Source organism: Metabacillus indicus LMG 22858, assembly GCF_000708755.2.
Classification (GTDB): Bacteria; Bacillota; Bacilli; order Bacillales; family Bacillaceae; genus Bacillus_P; species Bacillus_P indicus.
In genome coordinates, this window is sequence record NZ_JGVU02000022.1 from 60,776 (window position 1) to 74,650 (window position 13,875).

General features: G+C 43.4%; 13 protein-coding genes. 8 read left to right on the top strand and 5 right to left on the bottom strand.

The window, feature by feature from the left end; genetic code table 11:
• The first annotated feature begins 250 nt into the window (after positions 1-250).
• The 3 genes from AZ46_RS20000 to AZ46_RS20010 are packed head-to-tail and all read left to right on the top strand — an operon-like array spanning position 251 to position 3,977.
• The gene (locus AZ46_RS20000; protein ID WP_081870256.1) at positions 251-1,726 is read left to right on the top strand and encodes a spore germination protein; all 1,476 of its coding nucleotides are present in this window, start codon (positions 251-253) and stop codon (positions 1,724-1,726) included.
• A 26-nt stretch (positions 1,727-1,752) separates the two neighbouring features.
• Positions 1,753-2,847, top strand: a complete 1,095-nt coding sequence (locus AZ46_RS20005) for a GerAB/ArcD/ProY family transporter (RefSeq protein WP_035319508.1) — start codon at positions 1,753-1,755, stop codon at positions 2,845-2,847.
• Complete coding sequence (locus AZ46_RS20010; protein ID WP_029283531.1) at positions 2,844-3,977, top strand: Ger(x)C family spore germination protein; 1,134 nt, start codon at positions 2,844-2,846, stop codon at positions 3,975-3,977. Before AZ46_RS20005 ends, AZ46_RS20010 begins: the two co-directional genes overlap by 4 nt.
• 348 nt (positions 3,978-4,325) lie before the next feature.
• Here AZ46_RS20010 and AZ46_RS20015 read toward each other — a convergent pair whose 3' ends face one another.
• Complete coding sequence (locus AZ46_RS20015) at positions 4,326-5,597, bottom strand: uracil/xanthine transporter (RefSeq protein ID WP_029283533.1); 1,272 nt, start codon at positions 5,595-5,597, stop codon at positions 4,326-4,328.
• Positions 5,598-5,796: 199 nt separating this feature from the next.
• On the opposite strand from AZ46_RS20015, the gene AZ46_RS20020 reads away from it, so the two are divergent.
• From AZ46_RS20020 to chrA, 5 genes are all read left to right on the top strand, one after another.
• Complete coding sequence (locus tag AZ46_RS20020) at positions 5,797-6,690, top strand: LysR family transcriptional regulator (RefSeq protein ID WP_029283535.1); 894 nt, start codon at positions 5,797-5,799, stop codon at positions 6,688-6,690.
• Between the two features lie 2 nt (positions 6,691-6,692).
• Complete coding sequence (locus tag AZ46_RS20025) at positions 6,693-7,910, top strand: amidohydrolase (protein WP_081870257.1); 1,218 nt, start codon at positions 6,693-6,695, stop codon at positions 7,908-7,910.
• Positions 7,911-7,991: 81 nt separating this feature from the next.
• Positions 7,992-8,432 carry a FixH family protein gene (locus tag AZ46_RS20030; RefSeq protein WP_029283539.1) on the top strand — a complete coding sequence of 147 codons (441 nt, stop codon included), beginning with the start codon at positions 7,992-7,994 and terminating at the stop codon, positions 8,430-8,432.
• 128 nt (positions 8,433-8,560) lie between these two features.
• Positions 8,561-8,863, top strand: coding sequence for a PadR family transcriptional regulator (locus AZ46_RS20035; RefSeq protein WP_320155107.1), 303 nt, complete (start codon positions 8,561-8,563; stop codon positions 8,861-8,863).
• A complete protein-coding gene (gene chrA / locus AZ46_RS20040) occupies positions 8,863-10,035 on the top strand; it encodes a chromate efflux transporter (RefSeq protein ID WP_029283543.1) in 1,173 nt (390 codons plus the stop codon). Before AZ46_RS20035 ends, chrA begins: the two co-directional genes overlap by 1 nt.
• 88 nt (positions 10,036-10,123) lie before the next feature.
• Here chrA and AZ46_RS20045 read toward each other — a convergent pair whose 3' ends face one another.
• The 4 genes from AZ46_RS20045 to AZ46_RS20060 form a co-directional block, all read right to left on the bottom strand.
• Positions 10,124-10,978: a DUF6612 family protein gene (locus tag AZ46_RS20045; protein ID WP_029283545.1), complete on the bottom strand. Its 855-nt coding sequence runs from the start codon at positions 10,976-10,978 to the stop codon at positions 10,124-10,126.
• 265 nt (positions 10,979-11,243) lie between these two features.
• Complete coding sequence (locus AZ46_RS20050) at positions 11,244-12,209, bottom strand: cation diffusion facilitator family transporter (protein ID WP_035207745.1); 966 nt, start codon at positions 12,207-12,209, stop codon at positions 11,244-11,246.
• Positions 12,210-12,269: 60 nt separating this feature from the next.
• Positions 12,270-13,394: an AI-2E family transporter gene (locus AZ46_RS20055; RefSeq protein WP_029283549.1), complete on the bottom strand. Its 1,125-nt coding sequence runs from the start codon at positions 13,392-13,394 to the stop codon at positions 12,270-12,272.
• A 99-nt stretch (positions 13,395-13,493) separates the two neighbouring features.
• On the bottom strand, positions 13,494-13,865 hold the full coding sequence (locus AZ46_RS20060) for a DnaJ family domain-containing protein (RefSeq protein WP_234703464.1): 372 nt from the start codon (positions 13,863-13,865) through the stop codon (positions 13,494-13,496).
• Positions 13,866-13,875: the final 10 nt, after the last annotated feature.

The following is a 13,875-nucleotide window of genomic DNA, read 5'->3' on the forward strand; positions in this document are numbered from 1 at the left end:
GCTCCAACTGTTGAAAAAAGAAAAGCCAGTATCATGTCCTATTAGTGAAACTTCATCAGATTGATGAAGAGTATCAATTGTTTGTATTTAACGATTCCCCCCTTTTCATAACAATATTATCTTCCTGTTATAAAGAATCATTGTGTGGCAATGGGAAATCATTCAAATTGCTTTAATAGAAATGTGACGTACAGCACATAATAATCAAAAGAGAAAAGCTATGTCTGTTTAATAAGGAGGCCGCTTTCTTTTGAATGACATTTGCCAAGATATTTCTCCTGATAAAAATGTTTATTTAGATCAATTAAAACAACTGATTAAATTCAGTTCTGATATTCGAATTTTCAACATGAATAAAAAACTTACAGCTGTCTACATAAGTTCATTGATCAATAAAACAATGCTGCAGGATGGAATATTATCTCCTATAAAAAAGAGCTGCTCTGAAAAAGTTTCGCCTGAGGAGCTGCTGTGGCAAATTACTGTAGGCGATGCCAATTTAGTGCATGAAATGAAACAGGCGGTACATTCCCTTTTAACCGGGGGAGTGCTTATTCATGTAGAAGGATACAGTCAACTGGCATCCATAGTCATCCCTTCTGAAACGAGCCGATCTCTGGCAAAGCCCGAGAACGAATCTCAGGTCATTGGAGCACAGCTTGCTTTTACTGAAAGTATGGACACGAATATTTCTCTTGTTAGAAAATACGTGGCCAATCCTAACCTGTGCAATGATCAATTATCGGTAGGAAATGAGACAAACACTCCTGTTTCTGTCCTGTATATTGATGGAATTGCCTCAGAAGAAATGGTCACAACTTTAAAACAAAGGATATCCTCCCTGAAAGTCAATAGTTTGCTTGACAGCTCTACTTTGGCTCAATTGATTGAGGATAATTCTTTGACCATTTTTCCCCAGATGGTTTTAACTGAGAGACCTGACCGAATTTGTTCGAACCTATTGGATGGAAAAATTGCCGTAATTGTTGATGGAAGCTCACTTGCGATTAGCTGTCCACAGTCCTTTATTGAGTTTTTTCAAAGTATGGAAGACTTAAATGTCAGGTGGCATATAGCAACATTTTTCAGGCTCCTGCGCATGGCTGCAATGTTTATCTCCGTTTTCTTTACTGCAGTTTATGTGGCAGCACTCACCTTTCACTATGAAGTGATTCCTCAGCCGTTGCTAATCCCATTAAGTGAATCCAGATCAAGGGTTCCTTTTCCGCCTATTTTTGAGGCTCTCCTTTTAGAAGTCATTATCGAACTGTTAAGAGAAGCTGGGGCAAGGCTTCCGACCAAGGTTGGCCAGACAATGGGTATCGTTGGCGGTATTGTTATTGGGACTGCTGCAGTAGATGCCGGGTTTACCAGTAACATTCTCCTGATAATTGTTGCCTTGGGTGCGCTGTCATCCTTTACTACTCCAAGTTATATGATGGGCAATGTAATAAGAATCATACGTTTTCCGCTCATCCTTTTGGCAGGCTTTTGGGGATTCTACGGAGTGATGTTTGGTTTTTGTTTTCTGCTGATTCATTTGCTGAAACAAACCAGTCTGGGCAGTCCATATTTGAATCCTTTTTATCCGCCGCGCTTTGCAGATTGGAAAGATAATATCATCAGGCTTCCTCTTTCTGTTACCAATAATAGACCAAGTTTAGGGCGGCCTGAAAGTCAGGTTAAGTACAGTAAGGATGTCGGAAAACAAAAAGATACCAAATAAATGGATTGAAAGCAGGTAATCTGTTGATGCAAAATATAAAACCGAAACCTCAAGAACTGATTCCTGCTTTATTAGTATTCTTTATTATCCACTCTGCACAGCTTGGTGTTGGGGTACAGGGATATCAGCGGATAATTTATCAGGCATCAAAACAAGATGCCTGGATTTCTGTTATCCTCTCTGGAGCAGCCACTTGCATAATTGGTTTTATTATGTTGAAAACTCTCTCAAAGTATGAAACAGCTGATATTTACTTCATTCACAACGATATCTTTGGGAAGTGGATCGGATTTTTGTTCAACACCACTTACGTCGTATACTGTTTAGGTGCGCTGCTGACCATTCTAAGAAATTATATAGAAGTCGTTCAGGCGTGGATGTTTCCAGAGCTCCCGACATGGTTTTTAGCATTTACTCTGATGGTTTTAGTTCTTTACGGGGTCTTAGGAGGATTAAGAGTAGTAGTTGGCGTCAGTTTTTTTAGTGTGGTGTTATCGCTGTGGATGTTACTGTTGCTGTCTTATCCAGCAAAATTCAGTAATTGGACATATTTACTACCGATTTTCGAGTCGGATTTATCAGATATTTTCTTGGGGGCTTATCAAATGACCTTTACTGTCATTGGTTTTGAACTCATTTACACTGTATATCCCTTCATCAAGAACAAGAAGGAAGCGATGAAATATACCCAGTTGGGCTTAATCTACACGACACTGCTTTATACATTTCTGATCGTGATCTCTCTTGCTTATTTCAGTGGAGATCAGCTAAAGCAGACGATTTGGGGAACACTTTCTCTGTTTAAAATTGTTCGCTTGCCATTTATTGAGCGCTTTGAATATGTAGCAATCGCTTTTTGGATGCTCATCATTATCCCAAACCTTATGTTATATTTGTGGGCAGCTACAAGAGGGGTGAGCGGGTATCTTCCTCGAAAAGAAAAATTAGTTATAATTCTTTTTGTCGTGGCGATAATCCTAATCTCACAAATGTTTAAAACTAGAATACAAATCAACGAAATGAATAATTATTTTGCCATTATTTCATTTTGCTTTGTGTTTTGTTACCCCGTTATACTCTATCTATTAGCTGCCGTGAAAAATAGGAGCCGCAAGGTATGAAGAGGAAAAAATTATATGCATTGATTTTGTCGGCTTTTCTTTTTTGTGGATGTGCTGATCCTAAAATTTTGGAGGAGATGGGACTAATTACAACTGTCGGATATGATTTAAGCAGCAGTCAGGAAATAATTACAACCATGTCTCTTCTCCAGGTTGATCCAACGGCTACACCAAATGCCGATATTATTACAGCTAAAGCTCTTACAAGCAAAGGCGGGAGACTTCAAGGAAACCGGAAGGCACCGAAAAAGCTTCAATCCGGTCAGCTCCGAGTTGCCTTGTTTGGTACTGAATTAGCCCGAAATGGGATTATTAGCTTGGCAGACACATTAGCAAGAGACCCCGCCATATCTGATTTGGTATATTTGGCAATTGTAGACGGCGAAGCAGCAAACTTGTTAAATCAGCCAAATAGTAAAAATATGGGTAATATTGGCCAAAGCATCTACAAAGAGCTGGAACAGAATGTTGAGAGTGAATCCATTCCATCCTCAACACTTCAAGAGTCACTCAGGGACTACCATTCCCATGTGCAAGACTCTGTATTACCTATTGTATCAATGGACAATCAACTTATTTCTATATCAGGATTGGCTCTTTTTAGAGATGAAAAAATGGTAGGAAGAGTTGATTCTCATGACGGCTTCTACATTGAACTTTTAAGAAACAGGTACGAGGCGGGTAACATTGAGTTAAAGATGGATAAAGATGAATACGAAGAATTAGAGCCGTTTAAATCTGATCGTGACAATGTGGGCGTAGTTCTCGATACGATTAAAAGCAAAAGTAAAATAAAGCTTAAAAAACAAAGCAGAAATAAATTTCAAGTATCTGTCAGCATTGATGCAAGGCTGCTGGAAATCACGGAGGGCATTTACATTGATCTTGAAAAACCTAAAAATCTGCACCTGTTGGAAAAAGCGATCAGTAAAAAATTCACAAGAGAAATCGAAGAGGTTATTGATTTATGCCAATCCAAAGAGTCAGACGTCTTTGGATTCGGAGAAACATACAGAAGCACTGTTGGAAATAAGGGATTGACCAGGAAGAAGTGGCATAAGCTGTACAAAGATATTGAGGTTGATGTGAAAATGGATTTTCAAATCGTTCGGACGGGTGTAGTGGAATAAGTTACAGGTTGCTTTGGCATTGAGCTTAAAGAGTGGGTAATTGAATTGAAAGATAATCGACAAAACTATATTTGGTACTTAAACAACCGAACTAGAGTATCACTAGTTCGGCTATTTTTGTTAAAAGACTGTTCCTCAGAACAAAATCACCGAAAAAGGCAAAACCGGCCTTTTCCGGTGATTTCTTTTCTGCCTGTCAGGCCTTAACAGTCGGCTCCGCTTTTCGTATTGTCCAGCTCCATCGCTCAACTCCTCTGCCAGAACAAAATTGCCCAAAAAGGCAAACCCGGCCTTTCTGGTCAATTTCTTATCTGGCTCCCGGAGCTAAACGAGCGATTCCGCTTTTCTTTATTCCCACTTCACAAACGCCTCCAACAAAATCGACAGCAAAAGCCCCATCATCAGTCCGTTTGAAAGCAGCGGTGAGATGTAGACGGAAAGATCCCGGAACACGGCGGGATCTGTGTTCATGATGCTGACGCCGATCAGGAGCGGGGCGGCGATCCGGAAGATGGTTTTTGAATCGAATGCTGTTCCCTGTATGCTTTTCAGCGCAGTTCCGAAAAGCTGAAGGTAGGCGACAAACAGGACGGCGTTGCCCACAGTTACCGGGAGAGTAACCAGAATGGATACAAGAGGCGGGAAGATTCCCATAATCGTGATCATCGCTCCGCCGATCAGAAACGGCTTGCGCTTGAAAAGCTGAGTGCTTTCCAAAAAGCCGATGGTAGAGGTAAAGGGAGCATACGAAACCAGCCCAAGTACCGAGGCGAAAGCGGAATAAGAGCCTGTAAGGAAAAAGGACCTTCTGAAGGATGCAGGTTCAGGTTCGTCCTGATAAAGCTTCGCAGCCGCCTGGATGGAAGCGATCGTATTGCTTAAGTTCATCATTCCGCCAAGAAAGGCAATTAAGACAATGCCCCATTCCAGGTTTGGAAGGCCAAGCGGGAAGAAAATGGATCCTTCAGGAGAAACGGATTTGGCTGCAGTTTCGCCTGGGAAGAGGATCAAATAGAGAATCCAGCCGACCGCAATTCCAAGCAGAATTGAAAAGTTTCCGAGAAAGGCATTACCTTTTATTTTAAGGAAGCTGACAAACAGAACGAGCAGGATGGAGAATAAGCTAACAGCCACGTTTAGCGTTCCGTCATCTTCTATTTTCAGCATCCCTTTAAAAAAGGTGAGAATCAGCTGAAAGGCAAGCAGGAATAAATAGACGCTTGCAACCATTGGCGTGAAGATCTTCTGAACCACTGAAGTCAAGTTGAAAGCAGCAAGGATGATGGTGACAATGCCCGCGAGCAAAATGCCGGAAGCAATCCCGCCTCCAATTTGGGTAAAACTCATCCCAAGAGAGGATGCAGACATGCCGAGGTTAAGAATCAGTCCCCAAATAATCCCTGAATGGCCTTCCATGATCGGGTATCTGTGGCCGATCCACCCCTGAAGAAAACAGGCGATACCCGTAAAAATCAGGGAGCTTCTGAGTGTGACGGCAATCTGGTCCGGAGTCAGATCAAAAGAAGTGCCGACTGATATCGGAACCACAATCGTATTTGCAAATATAAAGAACAGCCACTGCACGGAGGCAAGCGGTGTCGTGAATTTAGAGTTGTTCATGTTTCAATCGATCCTCTCTGACATACTTCAGTATCTAGTCTATCAAACATCATTTTTCAGTTGGGAACGGCAAGTAGATTTTTAAAAAACACCCATCTTCAACCATTCAATTTATGCTATCATACAGTCAGGTATATGGAAAATATTTATATGATCGTTAAAGTATATGTAAATCATATGATAGTAAGGAGGATTGCATATGGATATCAGACAATTGAATTATTTTATTGCAATAGCTGAAGAAGGCCAGATCACAGCTGCTGCAAACAGACTCAAAATGGCCCAGCCGCCCCTCAGCCAGCAGCTGAAGCAGATGGAGACAGAGCTTGGACTTATTCTTGCCGAGCGAAAGGGGAAATCACTTGAGCTGACAGATGCCGGGGAAAAACTTTACCAGCATGCATTAAAAGTAATAGATGCAATGGAAGAGGCCCTTTTTGAAGTGAAAGAAACAGGTACAGGAAAAAAAGGGAAGCTGTCCATTGGGGTGAACACACTCTCAAACGATAATCTGCCCAGTTTATTAAAGGATTTTCAAAAGAATTATCCTGATGTAACTTATAAAATTCAGCAGAATGATTCAGCCCAGCTTTGCAGGCTGTTAAAGGAAAAAGTGCTGGATCTTGCCATCGTCAGACTGCCGCTCGATCTGAATGATTTTCACGTCATTCACCTTGAACCTGAACCTTTTTACTTTGTCTCTTCAAGCCCGCTTGATTCTGATCAAAGAACCGTTAGAGCAGAGGAAGCCATAAAGGTTCCTCTCATTATTCCAAGTACAGAAGGACTTGGTCTTTACAGCAAGATTTTATCTGTTTTTACATCAAGAGACTTGGAACCTGACGTCATATGCGAATGCTCGGATGTCACCATTCTCTTTGATCTGGTCGCAGCAGGTTTTGGCGCAACGATTGTACCTGAGACGGTCATCAGATTAAAACCGCCTGAGGGTCTTCACGTTTATCTGATGGAAGAAACGGAGGGGTTGGGAGAATCAGGACTCATTTATTTAAAAAATCACTACCTGCCGAAAACGGCACAGAACTTTATTGATCTTCTGCAAGAAAAGAAAAAGGGACAGACGGAGGGGTAATTGTGAAGAAAACGCTTGTAAAGAATGTGATGATTGAAAAGGGCTATGCTTTTAATGAATTGGGAGATGTCACCGCTACAAAAACAGACATGGCTGATTTCATTCTTTCTGACGGGAGAATCGAAGAAATTGTTCCTGCCGGTTCAGAAGTATTTGAAGATTATGAGCTGTTCGATGCAGAAGGCGCATTGGCACTTCCTTCGTTTGCGGAAATGCATATCCATTTGGACAAGACCTATTACGGAGGGAAATGGAAAGCTCCGACTAAGGCGAAATCGATTTTTACGAGAATAGAAGAGGAACAGATCCTGCTCCTTGAACAGCTGCCCTCCGTGCAGGAACGTGCAGAAAAGCTGCTTGAGCTCCAGCTGATGAACGGGACCGGATTTGTCAGAACACACTGCAATGTCGATCAGGTTGTGGGTGTGAAGCATATTGACCTGCTTCAACAGGCATTTAAGACATATGAAAATAGGCTTGAAGGTGAGATTGTCGCTTTTCCCCAGCACGGTTTGCTCAGAAGCAGCAGCGTTGAGCTTGTAAAAGAGGCGATGAGAAACGGAGCACAGTTTGTCGGAGGTGTTGATCCGGCTACAGTGGATGAAGATATTGAAACGTCACTCTCTTCAATGGTAGAGATAGCTGTGGAATTTGGGGCAGGAATTGATCTGCATTTGCATGACAGAGGACACCTTGGCATTTATACAATTAAACGTTTATTGAGCATGCTGGAAGATGCGAAGTTCAAAAAGCCTGTGACAATCAGCCACGCATTCGGACTTGCTGCCCTTTCAGAAGGCGAAGCACGGGAGCTCGCGATTAGATTTGCAGAACTTGGAGTCAGCCTTGCTTCAACCGTACCCCTTGATTTTAAGATGCCGCTTGCTTTAATGAAGGCTGAAGGGGTAGACGTTTATCTGGGCAATGACAGCATTACAGACCACTGGGATCCTTTTGGTACCGGGGATCTGCTTGAGAAGGCAAACGTGCTTTCACAGGTAAACCGGTGGAAGGATGAGCTTGCCTTGAGTCAGTCGCTGGGCTACATCACAAAGGGAATAACTCCGCTGTCAAAAGAAGGTGAGCAGCTTTGGCCAAAACCGGGAGACCGCGCGGATTTTCTTTTAACGGAAGCATCCTGCTCTGCGGAAGCCATCGCGAGAAGAACAAAAAGAAAGGCCGTGTTCTTTAGAGGAAAGGCTGTATATGAAACAGAATAACCATGAAGGCCGAGTTGTGCTTGTTCATTGAAGCGGTTACAATAATGGAAGATTTATTTTTTCATAGGAGATGAATGGAAGATGAAACGAGTTGCAGCGGGGATTTTGCTGATGTCAGTTTTTTTTGTTCTTTTTGCCTGTTCAAAAGGCGAAAGCGAGGCAGAAGGTTCACTGATGGTTCATGCCGAAATCAGCGTTCCTGAAAAGATCAGCCTGAATACGGAAGAAACCCTTTCCGTCTCTGTCACACAAGGAAATCAGGCTGTGGAAGATGCTTCTGACGTGCAGTTTGAAATCTGGAAAGCAGACAGCAAGGAAGAAAGTGAAATGATCAGAGCGGAGCACACAGGTGACGGTATCTATGAAGTTAAGAAATCGTTCAGTGAAGAAGGCAGCTACTTTGTGCAGACTCATGTCACGGCCCGTGACTTGCATGTTATGCCCAAAAAAGAATTTGTTGTCGGCAAAGGGACTCTCACGGATAAGTCAGAAGATAAAAAAGAAGACCATTCTCATCACTAAAAGCTTCCAGCGGAGGCTTTTTTTTTATAGTATGAAATTCTTCAATCTTTACATAGAATTAATCATTCTTTGTTACAATATTGATTAGCGATATCGAATTCCGATATCAAGAAAGGTGATGGTCAATCGTGCGTGAATTTATTTTAGGCGCCATTAAAATTCACATTCTGTACCATGCGAAAATCGAGCCGATCTACGGGTCCTTCATGATTGAGGAGCTTAGAAGCCACGGATATGAAATCGGTCCGGGAACACTCTATCCGTACCTGCACAATCTTGAAAAGGCAGGCTACTTAACGAGAGAAGACCGCAAGGAAAACGGCCGGATCCGCAAATACTACAGCATCACAAAAGAAGGAGAGCAAGCGCTCATCGATGCGAAGAGAATGCTGAGAGAGCTTGCAAAAGAAGTGTTGAGGGAGGAGTATTAATGCTTAAAACGTGGATTGAAATTCTGCTGGTGTCAACGAGGCTTGGCCTCACTTCATTTGGCGGGCCAGTGGCTCATCTGGGTTATTTCAGAGATGAATATGTGAAAAAGAGGCAGTGGCTTGACGAACGCAGCTATGCAGATCTTGTGGCGCTCTGCCAGTTTCTGCCCGGTCCTGCGAGCAGCCAGGTAGGCATATCCATAGGGATCGTCAGAGGGGGATTGGTCGGAGGCTTTATCTCCTGGTTTGGATTTACAATGCCGTCTGTCATTGCTCTTATCCTGTTTGCCTACTTTGTTACCGGTTTTCAGGCTGAAGACGCCGGGTGGATCACGGGTCTGAAGATTGTCGCAGTTGCGGTTGTAGCACAGGCGATTATGGGAATGGGGAAAAATCTCGCACCTGATCGGCCGAGAATTGCCATCGCTGTGATTGCCGCAGTATGCGCCCTGTTTTTCCCGACAGCGATCGGTCAAATTGCCATCATCATCATTGCCGGCGTGACCGGTTATATCATGTACCGGAATCAGGATGTTCCAAAGGCTGATAAACTCGCTATTTCCATAAGTAAAAAGACAGGAGCTGCAGCCTGGATTCTATTTGCCGGACTGCTGATCGGACTTCCGCTGCTCCGCCAGCTCTTCCCGTCTATTTGGATGGCGATGTTTGATACGTTTTACCGTGTCGGATCGATCGTCTTCGGCGGAGGGCATGTCGTTCTTCCGATGATTGAGAGAGAGGTCGTGCCTCCAGGCTGGATTTCTGAGGAAACCTTCCTTGCCGGATACGGTGCGGCCCAGGCGGTTCCAGGACCGCTGTTTACGTTCGCGAGTTATCTCGGGGCGTCAATGAACGGAGTGACAGGAGCCCTTGTTGCGACAGCTGCCATGTTCCTGCCTTCATTCCTATTGGTTGTCGGCATGCTTCCGTTTTGGAACTTTCTTCGGGAGAAAAGCAGCGTGCAGGCAGCACTGATGGGAGTGAATGCCGCTGTTGTCGGTATCCTTCTTGCTGCACTCTACGATCCGGTCTGGACAAGTGCGATTAAATCAACAGGAGACTTTGCACTTGCCCTGGCAGCATTCGCCTTGCTTGTCTACTTTAAACTGCCTCCATGGCTTGTCGTGCTGCTGGCTGCTGCCGGCGGTATCGTTCTTGGGCTAATTGGATAGCAGTTGAATGATGAAAAGACCTTCTTTTGGAGGTCTTTTTTCTGTTTAATATAAAAAATCACCCGGGAAAATCCCGGGTGATTTGCAATTAACCTCCTGGCTGCACCTCTACAGCTTGATCTAAGACTTCTTGAGGAATACTGAAGCCTTCAAGCTCGTTCATTTCTGAGAATTTGGTAGAGATAGCCTGCTGCAGTTCCACTTTCTGTTCGTTTTCCGTAACGAACATTTTAATCACCATATCCAGGGCTTTCGGATAGTGGGTTTCTTTATCAAGTGTGTACGTATAATCAATTTGTTCAATGTCCATTTGGTCCATAACAGCCTGCATATTCGGATCAGAGCCCATCATGTTTCCAGTCAGGCTCATCAGTTTTTCTCCATTACCTTTTACGCTCAGGATATATTCAGTGTCTGTTTCTTCAAGCTGAATGTCATCAGCCATTGCTTCCATTTGCTTAATCTGGTCTGCAGGCGTCATTGTTTTCGCCTGATTCATCATTTCTCCCATGCCCGGTCCTGCCTGGCTCATTTTGATCCAGCCTCCTGAAGCAGGATCGTTCATGTATATGTACTGGTCATCCATATACATTTCAATGGAAGTTGTCTGTCCTTCAGCTGACATATTCATTGTCTGCTGCATGACAAGCGGCTCGATATTCGTTTTTGTCTGCATGTCGGCCGTTGTTTCCATTTTTCCTTCACTTGATGTAATTGTCATATCCATTGTTCCGTCCATAGCGAAGTTTTTGAGATCAGCTGATTTCTCAGCAGCCGATGCAAGGACTTCTTCAGCTGTAGCTTCTTTCTCGGTATTTTCTGTTTCAGACTTCTCTGTTTCTGCTTGCTTGTCTTCTTTCTCCTCACTTGTTGCAGCGCTCTGTCCGCATCCGGCCAAAACGAGTGTTAACAGTAAACTGATCAATAAACCCCATTTTTTCAAAATAAACAAGCTCCTCTCAGGTTTGGTCTATCAAGCTGTACATACTTATAAACGTTTGAAATCTCTTAAAGTTTCACTTTTTTTACCCCCTGACACTACCTGTAAATCATTTGAACTTTTCCCTTTGTTATCCAATTTAAAACCATTAAATAGGAAAATAGCAGGAATAGAACACATCAGGGATTCCATTGCCGAAAAAGGCCTTCCTTTCCATAAAAAAATCCGAACTGGCTAACCCAGCTCGGATTTTATTTAGCTTTAATACTTAAACGGTAGGTTCGTCGCCCCATGTTTTGATTCCGTCAGATTCAAAAATGCCCAGCGTGACATCCGCGATATCAGGATCTGTATATAGCAGGTCCCGTACTCTGATTTTAATATCGTCGGCTACGGCAAGGGATAATCCCGGTTTCAGCTCAAGGTAGCTTTCAACATGATACTTCCGGCCTTCCTGGAGTATGCGGAGGTTTTTAATGTCCTCAACGTCCGGATCAGTCAGGATTAATTCGGCAATCCGGTCTTCCACATCTTTCGGTGCAGCAACCCCGATCAGGCCGATCGTATTCTCATAACCGATTTTAACGGCGATGACAATAAGCAGGATTCCAATCAGCAGCGTGCCGATACCGTCAAGCACATAGAGGCCGGTGAAATAAGAAACAACAATGGATACCAGGGCAAGAAGCGCACCGAACGTTGCAATAATATCTTCATAAAAAACAAGACGGGTCGGGGGAGAGGCAAGGCTGACATTTTTGAATGCATTTGATGCGAGCGCAAGTCCTTTTCCTTCCGTTCTTGTTTCGTGCGCAATTTCCTTCATTGCTTTTATCAGAATGAGTCCGTCAATGATAACGGCAATCACAAGGATACTGGCATTCAGCACGATATTTGTGGTTTCTTTCGGATGCTGAATCAGCTCCCATCCTTTATGCAGCGTCTCATAAGCCATAATGGATATAACAATAACCGCTATCAGAACAAAAAGATTCACTACCCGGCCAAAGCCTGTTGGAAACCGTTTCGTCGGAGCCTTTTCTGCAAGCGCGCTTCCCACAAAAACGAAGCCCTGATTGATTGCGTCTGCCGCTGAATGGAGAGTAGTTGCAAACATCGTTCCATTGCCGCTTATGAAGGCGGCAATCCCTTTAATAATAGTCAAAGCCGTATTTCCAAGAGCGGCAATCCCTGATGATTTGTTTCCCTTTTTCAATAGTTGAAAAAACGACATAGTCCACCTGCCCATTTTTATTTGGTCATTTCCTATTACTATCCTGCAAATGCGTAAAAATTACTCCATTTCAATGTCAATTGCTGAGTTGCGGAGCGGATCCTTCTTTTCTTTTCTGAGCAGATACAGCCTGTATGAATGACTGACTATGACTTTTAAGATGGCATAAGTCGGAACGGCAAGCAGCATGCCCAAAAGGCCGCCCATGCTTCCTGCAACAATCAACAGCAGGATAATGGTTAACGGATGAATATCCAGTCTTTTCCCCATGATCAGCGGGGATGTAACGTTGCCGTCGATTTGCTGGACGATAATGACCACAATCAGAACCTGTATGACCATAAATGGCGAGTCCAAAAAGCCTACAATCACGGCAGGAATCACCGCAATAAATGGTCCGAGGAAAGGAATAACGTTCGTCAGCATCGCAAAAAGAGCGAGGAGAATGGAGTAATCAAGGCCGATAATCAGGTAGCCAATATACATCATGACCCCGACGACAAGGCTGACAAGAGCCTGCCCCTGAATATAGGAGCTGAGGGCATGATCCATGTCCTTTAAAATCAGCTTTGCTTCTTCAGCTTTTGTGTATGGAAGAAAGCGAAGCACTTGTTTAGGTGCATGGTCCCCGTCTTTCAGCAGATAAAAGACGATAAACGGAACGGTCACAAATATGGTCGCTATGCTTGTCAGAATGCCGATAAACCCTGTAATTCTGCTCCCGATATTGCTGACGTTTGACTGGAAATAATCTGTTACAGAAGCCGTCATTTTTTCAAACGTCATGATGTCATTCTGTTCAAAGCGGGCAAACCATTTGTTTTCCCTCAGTGCTAGAAGGTTGTCCTGCAAGGTCTGGACAATTTGCGGGAAGTTGTTGATCAGCTGCTGAAACTGCTGTTGAATCGGCGGGCCAATCAGGAAAACAGCGAGTGTGCCAAGTCCAATCACAAGCAAGTAAATAATGATGATGGAAATGGTATTTGGAACACCTTTTCTTCCGAGGAACCTTACAATGGGCCGGAGCAGATAAAAAATGATGCCCGATACAAGAAACGGAAAGAAAAGAGTCGTGAAAATGATTTCAAGAGGCCTGAAGATGAAATCCACTTTCGTTGATAAAAGAATGATTGTCAGAAAAATAATAATGCCGTATCCGATTTTAAACATTTTGTCTTTCGGCAAATAGATGCACCACTTTCTGTCGTATTTCTCACTTTCATGAGCTTCGGCAATTTGCCATAATCAGCTTTTCCCGAGAAGGGATTGAATGAAACCATGTGATTATTCCCACTGCTTGTACTGGCTCTCAAGCTGGTCTGCTGAAAGCTTATTTTTCTGGAGAGCAGGCGGACATATCCGATTATAGCTGATAATGTCCTGATTGATTTTCTCAACTTCTTTTATACGCTGATTTTTATCTTTAAGTTTCATTGCCCTCTCAATCTGCTGTCTGATTTCTTTTTGACGCTGCAGCCATGCGGGCAGATAGTTAGCATTTTTGACGATTTTGGAGAAAATATCCCCTTCGAGAGCACTTTTTGGCAGGGGCTTTCCCATCCCCGGCAGTTTTGCAGCACCGCCTTTTTTCTCAAAGTCACCGTAAATCGAGCTCATCAAATCTCTGTTCTCTTTATTGTGTGGTTCTTTTTTCATCGCAGCCTCC

Bases quoted from the DNA above. Each gene is read 5' to 3' on its own strand.
- AZ46_RS20005 (WP_035319508.1), top strand. From the start codon at position 1,753: ATGCAAAATATAAAACCGAAACCTCAAGAACTGATTCCTGCTTTATTA.
- AZ46_RS20010 (WP_029283531.1), top strand. From the start codon at position 2,844: ATGAAGAGGAAAAAATTATATGCATTGATTTTGTCGGCTTTTCTTTTT.
- AZ46_RS20015 (WP_029283533.1), bottom strand. From the start codon at position 5,597: ATGAACAACTCTAAATTCACGACACCGCTTGCCTCCGTGCAGTGGCTG.
- AZ46_RS20020 (WP_029283535.1), top strand. From the start codon at position 5,797: ATGGATATCAGACAATTGAATTATTTTATTGCAATAGCTGAAGAAGGC.
- AZ46_RS20030 (WP_029283539.1), top strand. From the start codon at position 7,992: ATGAAACGAGTTGCAGCGGGGATTTTGCTGATGTCAGTTTTTTTTGTT.
- chrA (WP_029283543.1), top strand. From the start codon at position 8,863: ATGCTTAAAACGTGGATTGAAATTCTGCTGGTGTCAACGAGGCTTGGC.
- AZ46_RS20050 (WP_035207745.1), bottom strand. From the start codon at position 12,209: ATGTCGTTTTTTCAACTATTGAAAAAGGGAAACAAATCATCAGGGATT.
- AZ46_RS20060 (WP_234703464.1), bottom strand. From the start codon at position 13,865: ATGAAAAAAGAACCACACAATAAAGAGAACAGAGATTTGATGAGCTCG.